Origin of the sequence: Streptomyces aureocirculatus (assembly GCF_000720475.1) — a bacterium.
Lineage (GTDB): Bacteria > Actinomycetota > Actinomycetes > Streptomycetales > Streptomycetaceae > Streptomyces > Streptomyces aureocirculatus.
Window position 1 is genome coordinate 1 of the sequence record NZ_JOAP01000148.1, and the last position, 586, is coordinate 586.

General features: G+C 65.0%; 1 protein-coding gene and 1 pseudogene. One reads left to right on the top strand and one right to left on the bottom strand.

Annotated features, from left to right (window positions below):
- Positions 1 to 199, top strand: a pseudogene (locus IG78_RS0141130) (IS5/IS1182 family transposase); the annotation flags it as partial.
- Between the two features lie 15 nt (positions 200 to 214).
- On the opposite strand, the gene IG78_RS0141135 reads toward IG78_RS0141130, so the two are convergent.
- Entirely contained in the window at positions 215 to 565 is a 351-nt protein-coding gene (locus IG78_RS0141135) for a hypothetical protein (RefSeq protein WP_030574944.1), read from the bottom strand.
- Positions 566 to 586 lie beyond the last annotated feature (21 nt).

Sequence of the window (586 nt, forward strand, 5' to 3'; positions counted from 1 at the left end):
CAACCGCAAGCGCCGCGGCAGCCAAGGCGGGCGGCCCACCGGCTTCGACAAGACGATCTACAAGCGCAGGAACGAAGTGGAGCGGACGATCAATGCCCTGAAAAACTTCCGAGCCGTGGCCACGAGGTTCGACAAGCGCGCCTACGTCTTCCACGGCACCGTTACCGTTGCGGCGATCCGACTGTGGCTCAAGACGTGATCGGGCGGCCGGGATTCAGAGCCACCGCTGTGCCGCTTCGACGCTGTCCCCGCCACTGGTGTTGAACGCAATGGCGGCCTGGGGCGCATGGCGGCGGACCAGGTTCACGATCTGTTCGAAGAGCGGAAGCAGCGGCTCGGTCTTGCGGATCCCGCCGCCGACGACCACGACGTCCCACGGCTGCTTGGTCAACGATGCGACGAGGGTGGACTCGGCCGATGCGTCGAACGCGATCAGCGTCATGGCCGCGTCGATACCGTGCTCACCGAACCGGGCCAGCTCCGCATTGAGCGCCGCACGAAGAGCCTCTCCGTCGACGCCAGGTATCGCTTGCGGTTCGTAACCAACAACAAGTGCAGAAGACATGCGGCCAACCTACCGAGCCCT